General features: G+C 68.5%; 5 protein-coding genes and 1 pseudogene. 4 read left to right on the forward strand and 2 right to left on the reverse strand.

Going from position 1 to position 6,996, the window contains the following annotated elements; genetic code table 11:
• Window positions 1-11: 11 nt before the first annotated feature.
• From TSO352_RS21380 to purL, 4 genes are all read left to right on the forward strand, one after another.
• Window positions 12-1,382, forward strand: coding sequence for a metallopeptidase TldD-related protein (locus TSO352_RS21380; protein ID WP_109109246.1), 1,371 nt, complete (start codon window positions 12-14; stop codon window positions 1,380-1,382).
• A gap of 214 nt (window positions 1,383-1,596) precedes the next feature.
• Window positions 1,597-2,823 carry an ammonium transporter gene (locus TSO352_RS21385; protein ID WP_109109247.1) on the forward strand — a complete coding sequence of 409 codons (1,227 nt, stop codon included), beginning with the start codon at window positions 1,597-1,599 and terminating at the stop codon, window positions 2,821-2,823.
• 112 nt (window positions 2,824-2,935) lie between these two features.
• Entirely contained in the window at window positions 2,936-3,625 is a 690-nt protein-coding gene (gene purQ, locus TSO352_RS21390) for a phosphoribosylformylglycinamidine synthase subunit PurQ (RefSeq protein WP_109109248.1), read from the forward strand.
• Window positions 3,622-5,847 carry a phosphoribosylformylglycinamidine synthase subunit PurL gene (gene purL, locus TSO352_RS21395; RefSeq protein WP_109109249.1) on the forward strand — a complete coding sequence of 742 codons (2,226 nt, stop codon included), beginning with the start codon at window positions 3,622-3,624 and terminating at the stop codon, window positions 5,845-5,847. Before purQ ends, purL begins: the two co-directional genes overlap by 4 nt.
• 94 nt (window positions 5,848-5,941) lie before the next feature.
• Here the strand turns inward: purL and TSO352_RS21400 are convergent, their stop codons facing one another.
• The gene (locus tag TSO352_RS21400; RefSeq protein ID WP_247872295.1) at window positions 5,942-6,526 is read right to left on the reverse strand and encodes a DedA family protein; all 585 of its coding nucleotides are present in this window, start codon (window positions 6,524-6,526) and stop codon (window positions 5,942-5,944) included.
• 176 nt (window positions 6,527-6,702) lie between these two features.
• A pseudogene (locus TSO352_RS33605) lies at window positions 6,703-6,996 on the reverse strand (hypothetical protein); the annotation flags it as partial.

Raw genomic sequence — 6,996 nt, forward strand, 5'->3', positions numbered from 1 at the left:
CGGAGAGCCTGATGACCGTTTCGCCGAACGACCAGCACCAGAAGGATCCATCCGGCGTTCTGAACCTGCTGGACGACCTGATCGCCAAGGCGCGCACCGCCGGGGCCGACGCCGCCGACGCCGTGCTGTTCGACAGCGCCTCCGTCTCCTTGAGCCAGCGGCTGGGCAACCCCGAGAAGCTGGAACGGTCGGAGTCGGGCGATCTCGGCCTCCGGGTGTTCGTCGGCAAGCGGCAGGCGATCGTCTCGTCGACCGACCGCAGCCCGAAGGCGCTGGCCGAGCTGGTCGAACGCGCGGTCGCCATGGCCCGCGTCGTGCCGGAGGACGGCTTTGCCGGCATCGCCGACCCGGAGCAGCTTGCCCGCAACTGGCCCGACCTCGACATCTGCGACGAGGAGGAACCCACCGCCGACGTGCTGATCGAGCGCGCCCGCCGGGCGGAAGAGGCGGCGCTGGCGGTCCCCGGCGTCACCAACTCCGAAGGCGCCGACGCCGGCTGGAGCCGCTCCACCATCGCGATTGCCGCGTCGAACGGCTTCGCCGGCAGCTACGGCGTGTCGCGCCAGTCGCTGTCGGCCTCCGTCATCGTCGGCACCGGCACCGGGATGGAGCGCGATTACGACTATGACAGCAAGGTCTACGGCGCCGACCTGCGCGACGCCGCGGAGATCGGGCGCGAGGCCGGCGAGCGCGCGGTGCGCCGCCTGAACCCGCGCCGGGTCAAGAGCTGCAAGGTGCCGGTGCTGTTCGACCCGCGGGTGTCGCGCGGGCTGCTCGGCCACCTGACCGGCGCCATCAGCGGCCCCAGCATCGCCCGCGGCACCAGCTTCCTGAAGGACAAGATGGGGCAGCGCATCTTCGCGCCGTCGATCACCATCGTCGACGACCCGCATGTGAAGCGTGGCCTGCGCTCCCGCCCCTTCGACGCGGAGGGCGTCGAGGTGTCGCGTCGCACCCTGATCGAGGACGGCGTGCTGACCACCTGGCTGCTCGACCTGCGCTCGGCCCGACAGCTTGGCCTGCAGACCACCGGCCACGCCGCGCGCGGCACCTCCGGCCCGCCGGGCCCGGCGCCGGCCAACGTCTACATGGCGGCGGGCAAGCGCAGCCGCGCCGACATGCTGGCGGAGATCCAGGACGGCTTCTACGTCACCGACCTGATGGGCATGGGCGTCAACGGCGTCACCGGCGACTACAGCCGCGGCGCCGGCGGTTTCTGGATCGAGAATGGCCAGATCACCTATCCGGTCAACGAGATCACCATCGCCGGCAACCTCAAGGACATGTTCCTGAACATGGAGGCCGCCGACGACCTGGAACTGCGCTTCGGCATGGACGCGCCGACCGTGCGCATCGACGGCATGACCATCGCCGGAATGTAGCCGGCGCCGGGCGGGGCAGGTTCCCCGCCCACCCCTTCATCACTTGGCATCGTTCTTGCGCAGACAGCGGGCAACCCACAGCGGGTTCGCCCGCTTTTTGTGCTGCATTTCCGCCACTCTGCCCGCCCAAACGTCAGCTTGGCCCTTGCGCAAATCTGCCTGATCTGTTAGCAATTCGCCGCTTTTTTGGGCGATATGCTGAAGGTTTGTGCAAATGGATGCGGCAAAGACGGGTGGCGACGTCCTTTTCGTGCTGATGGGCGCGGTGATGGTGCTGGCGATGCACGGCGGCTTCGCGCTGCTGGAGGTCGGGACGGTCCGGCGCAAGAATCAGGTCAACGCGCTGGTGAAGATCCTGTCGGACTTCGCGATGTCGACCATCGCCTACTTCTTCGTCGGCTACAGCGTGGCCTACGGCGTCGATTTCTTCACCGACGCCCACACGCTGGTCGGCAAGGGAAGCGGCGGCTTCGCGGCCTACGGCTATGATCTGGTCAAGTTCTTCTTCCTGGCGACCTTCGCCGCCGCGGTGCCGGCCATCGTGTCCGGCGGCATCGCCGAGCGCGCCAAGTTCTGGCCGCAGGGCGCCGCCACCCTGGCGCTGATCGCGCTGTTCTACCCGCTGCTGGAAGGCACGGTGTGGGGCACCCGCTTCGGCCTGCAGGCCTGGATGGCGGCGAGCTTCGGCCAGCCCTTCCACGATTTCGCCGGGTCGGTCGTCGTCCACGCCTTCGGCGGCTGGGTGGCGCTGGGCGCGGTGCTGAACCTGGGCAACCGCCGCGGCCGCTATCGGGCCAACGGCTCGCTGGTCGCCATCCCGCCGTCGAACATCCCGTTCCTGGCGCTGGGTGCCTGGATCCTGTGCGTCGGCTGGTTCGGCTTCAACGTGATGAGCGCCCAGTCGCTGGACGGCGTGTCGGGTCTGGTCGCGATCAATTCGCTGATGGCGATGGTCGGCGGCATCGTCACCTCGCTGGTCATCAGCCGCACCGACCCCGGCTTCGTCCACAACGGCGCGCTGGCCGGGCTGGTGGCGGTCTGCGCCGGGTCGGACGTCATGCACCCGCTGGGCGCGCTGATCACCGGCGGCGTCGCCGGGCTGCTGTTCGTCTGGGCCTTCAACAAGTGCCAGATCGACTGGAAGATCGACGACGTGCTGGGCGTCTGGCCGCTGCACGGCCTGTGCGGCCTGACCGGCGGCCTGCTGGCCGGTGTCTTCGGGCAGGAGGCGCTGGGCGGCCTGGGCGGCGTGTCGATCGTCAGCCAGATCGTCGGCACGCTGGGCGGTGCGGCCTTTGGCCTCGCCTCCGGCCTGGCGGTCTACGGCCTGCTGCGGGTGACCATCGGCATCCGCCTCGACCCCGAGCAGGAGTACAAGGGCGCCGACCTGTCGTTGCACCACATCACCGCCTACCCGGAAGAGGACGCGCCGGGGATGTAATGCGCTGGCGACACATCCGCCGTCCCTTGGCCGCCGCTTGCTTTGCCGGGGCGGCGGCTTTAGTGTCCGGCCTCGAACAACTCCCTCCACGACGCCGGATTTTGACCGCCCCATGAAGGCCGCCATCGTCGTTTTCCCCGGCTCCAACCGCGAACGCGACGCCGTCGCCGCGCTGGAGGCCGCCAGCGGAACCAAGCCGTATCTGGTCTGGCACCGCGACACCGAACTGCCCAAGGTCGATCTGATCGTCGTGCCGGGCGGCTTTTCCTATGGCGATTACCTGCGCTCCGGCGCCATGGCGGCGCACTCGCCGATCATGCGCGAGGTGAAGGCGCGGGCCGATCAGGGCGTGCGGGTGCTCGGCGTCTGCAACGGCTTCCAGATCATCACGGAAGCCGGCCTGCTGCCCGGCGCCCTGATGCGCAACGGTGCCCTGAAGTTCGTCTGCCGCGTCCAGCATCTGCGGGTGGAGAACACCGACAGCCCCTTCACGGCGAAATACGCCAAGGGGCAGATCGTCCGCTACCCGGTCGCCCACGGCGACGGCAACTACTGGACCGACGCCGAGACGGTGAAGCGCCTGGACGGCGAGGGCCAGGTGGCCTTCCGCTACGTCGCCGACGACGCGCGGTCCGACCCGCGCGGCAACCCGAACGGCTCGGTGTCCGACATCGCCGGCATCTTCAACGCCAAGCGCACCGTGCTGGGCCTGATGCCGCACCCGGAAGACGCGGTGGAGGGCCTGCACGGCAACACCGACGGCAAGCCGATGTTCGATGGTCTGGTGGAGGCCCTGTCGTGAGCGCGCAAGCTACAAAGGCGCAAGAGCGCGCCGTCAGCGCCGAACTCGCCAAGGAGTTCGGCCTGTCCGCCGAGGAATACCAGAACGCGCTGGACATCCTGGGCCGCACCCCGACCTTCACCGAGCTGGGCATCATCTCGGTGATGTGGTCGGAGCATTGCTCCTACAAGTCGTCGAAGGTCTGGCTGAAGACGCTGCCGACCACCGGCCCGCAGGTCATCTGCGGCCCCGGCGAGAACGCCGGCGTGGTCGACATCGGCGACGGCGACGCCGTCATCTTCAAGATGGAGAGCCACAACCACCCGTCCTACATCGAGCCCTACCAGGGCGCGGCGACGGGCGTCGGCGGCATCCTGCGCGACGTGTTCACCATGGGCGCCCGGCCCATCGCCAACATGAACGCGCTGCGCTTCGGCTCGCCGGACCATCCCAAGACCCGCCATCTGGTGTCGGGCGTGGTCGCCGGCATCGGCGGCTACGGCAACTGCGTCGGCGTGCCGACCGTCGGCGGCGAGACCAACTTCCACCCGGCCTACAACGGCAACATCCTGGTCAACGCCATGACCGTGGGCGTCGCCAAGACCGACCGCATCTTCTATTCGGCCGCCGCCGGCATCGGCAACCCGGTCGTCTATGTCGGGTCGAAGACCGGCCGCGACGGCATCCACGGCGCCACCATGGCGTCGGCCGAGTTCACCGAGGACTCGGAGGAGAAGCGCCCGACCGTGCAGGTCGGCGACCCCTTCACCGAAAAGCTGCTGATCGAGGCCTGCCTGGAGCTGATGGAGACGGACGCCATCGTCGCCATCCAGGACATGGGCGCCGCCGGCCTGACCTCCTCGTCGGTCGAGATGGCCGGCAAGGGCGGGTTGGGGATCGAGCTGACGCTCGACACCCTGCCGATGCGCGAACAGGCGATGACGCCCTATGAGATCATGCTCTCCGAAAGCCAGGAGCGCATGCTGATCATCCTGAAGCCCGGCCGCGAGGAGGTGGCGAAGGCCATCTTCGACAAGTGGGAGCTGGACTTCGCCGTCATCGGCCACCTGACCGACACCGGCAACCTCGTCATCAAGATGTATGGCGAGACCTGGTGCGACATGCCGATCGCCCCGGTGTCCAACGCCGCGCCGGAGTACAACCGCCCGTGGGAGCCGACCCCGGCCCTGGCCGAGGTGGGCGACGAGGTGTTCGCCGGCTACGCCGAGTCGCTGGGCGACACCCTGACCAAGCTGTTCGCCTGCCCCGACCTCGCCTCCAAGCGCTGGATCTGGGAGCAGTATGACAGCCTCGTCGGCGGCGACACCCGCTTCATGTCGGGTCAGGCCGACGCGGCGGTCGTGCGCGTGCCGGGCCAGAAGAAGGCGGTGGCGATCACCACCGACTGCACCCCGCGCTATTGCCTCGCCGACCCGGTCGAGGGCGGCAAGCAGGCCGTGGCCGAGGCGTGGCGCAACCTGTCGGCGGTGGGCGCCCTGCCGCTCGCCATCACCGACAACATGAACTTCGGCAACCCCGAGAAGCCGCGGATCATGGGCCAGTTCGTCGGCGCCGTTCAGGGCATCGGCGAGGCGTGCAAGGCGCTGGACTTCCCGGTCGTGTCGGGCAACGTCTCGCTCTACAACGAGACCAACGGCGAAGCGATCCTGCCGACCCCTGCCATCGGCGGCGTCGGCATCATGCCGGACGCAATGACCGCGGTCGGCATTGCCTTCCGCGGCGAAGGCGACGTCATCCTGGTGGTCGGCGAGGGGAAGGGCCATCTCGGCCAGTCGCTGTTCCTGCGCGAGATCCTGGGCCGGGAAGAGGGTGCCCCCCCGCCGGTCGATCTGGCGGTGGAGCGTCGCAACGGCGACTTCGTCCGCGGCCTGATCCATGAGGGTCTGGTGGTGTCGAGCCACGACGTCGCCGACGGTGGCCTGATCGTCACCATCGCCGAGATGGCGCTGGCCGGCGGTGTCGGCGCCTATCTGACGGCGTTCGACGGGGCGTCCCCGCGCGTGCTGTTCGGTGAAGACCAGGGCCGCTATGTCCTGGCCGTCCGTTCGGGCGTCGCGGCGACGGTGCAGGAGAAGGCCAAGGCCGCCGGCGTGCCGGTCGCGGTGCTGGGCGAAACCCGCGGCACCGCCTTGTCGGGCCGCGGCGGCGACATCGTCTCGCTGAAGCGCCTGCGCGACGCCAACGAAGGCTGGCTGCCCGGCTACATGTCCGCCGAGCTGTAAGCCGGACCACAGCGTCCAACGCGAAAGGCCCTCTCCGGTTGGAGAGGGCCTTTTCGTTTCAGGAGTTCGGAAGGCTTGGGTGCGGTGGAGCGCGTCAGTCGGCGCTCGCACCGGCGAGGGCACGGCGGCGGACCCAGCGGAAGCTTTTGATGGCGATCCACAGGCCGCCGATCGCCAGACCGGACAGCAGCAGGATCTTCGGGCCGTCCTCGCCGATGGCGGCTGCGGCCTCGCCGAACAGATAGCCGGCGCCGGCGAAGCTGCACGCCCAGATCCCGGCGGCGATGAAGTTCCAGAACAGGAAGCGCGACCACGGCATCCGCGAGGTGCCGATGGCGACCGAGGCGATGTTGCGCACGCCGTAGAGGAAGCGGAACACCAGGATGAAGACGACGCCGTATTTTTCCAGCCAGCTCAGCACCCGGGCGGCGTGAACCTCCGCCGAGGGGAAGCGGGACAGCGCCTTGCCGCCCCAGCGCCGCCCCAGCCAGAACCAGACCTGATCGCCGAGGAAGCTGCCGACCCAGACCGCGCCGACCAGCCAATAGATGTTGACGATTCCAAGCTTGGCGCCCATGCCGCCGAAGATTACGAACGTCTCACCTTCAAAAAAGGCCCAGAAGAACGCCAGAGGGTAGAAGGCGTTCCCCCATTCCTGCAACCAATTGATCCAGTCCAAAGCTCCCTCCGGGAGGCGTCGCGTGTGGGTTCGGCGTGCCCGGCGGTGTTTCGCTGCTGCAATATTGTGCGCTGCGACAAAATCAGAACGGGCTGAAACGGATCATGACATAGTCACGTAGGACTTGTCTCGGAATCTTTATTGGACTGGGGACGGTCCGTACCACGGACTTGGCCTTAAAACTCATCGCCCGACAATTCACCGACCACTTGTTGCACCGCCCGCAACAGTACCGGGTTCGGACCCTGCGGCGAATCGTCACTGTCGGACTCGTCCTCTCCGCGGTCGGGCATGGCGCGGCGTTTCAGCTCCCGCGCCGCCTCGATCAGCAGATGGGCGAGCCGTTGGTCGGGCAGCGCCTGGATCAGCGCGCGCAGTTCGGCGTTCGACAGCGCCGCCGGTTCGAAGGCGGGCGGTGGCGGGGCCGGCGGGGGAGGGGCGGGTGGGGCCAGCGGCAGCGCCGCCATGCC

The organism is Azospirillum sp. TSO35-2, assembly GCF_003116095.1.
Taxonomy (GTDB): domain Bacteria; phylum Pseudomonadota; class Alphaproteobacteria; order Azospirillales; family Azospirillaceae; genus Azospirillum.

Excerpts from the sequence above, each read along its gene's own strand:
- TSO352_RS21385 (WP_109109247.1), top strand. The coding sequence starts at position 1,597 with ATGGATGCGGCAAAGACGGGTGGCGACGTCCTTTTCGTGCTGATGGGC.
- purQ (WP_109109248.1), top strand. The coding sequence starts at position 2,936 with ATGAAGGCCGCCATCGTCGTTTTCCCCGGCTCCAACCGCGAACGCGAC.
- TSO352_RS21380 (WP_109109246.1), top strand. The coding sequence starts at position 12 with ATGACCGTTTCGCCGAACGACCAGCACCAGAAGGATCCATCCGGCGTT.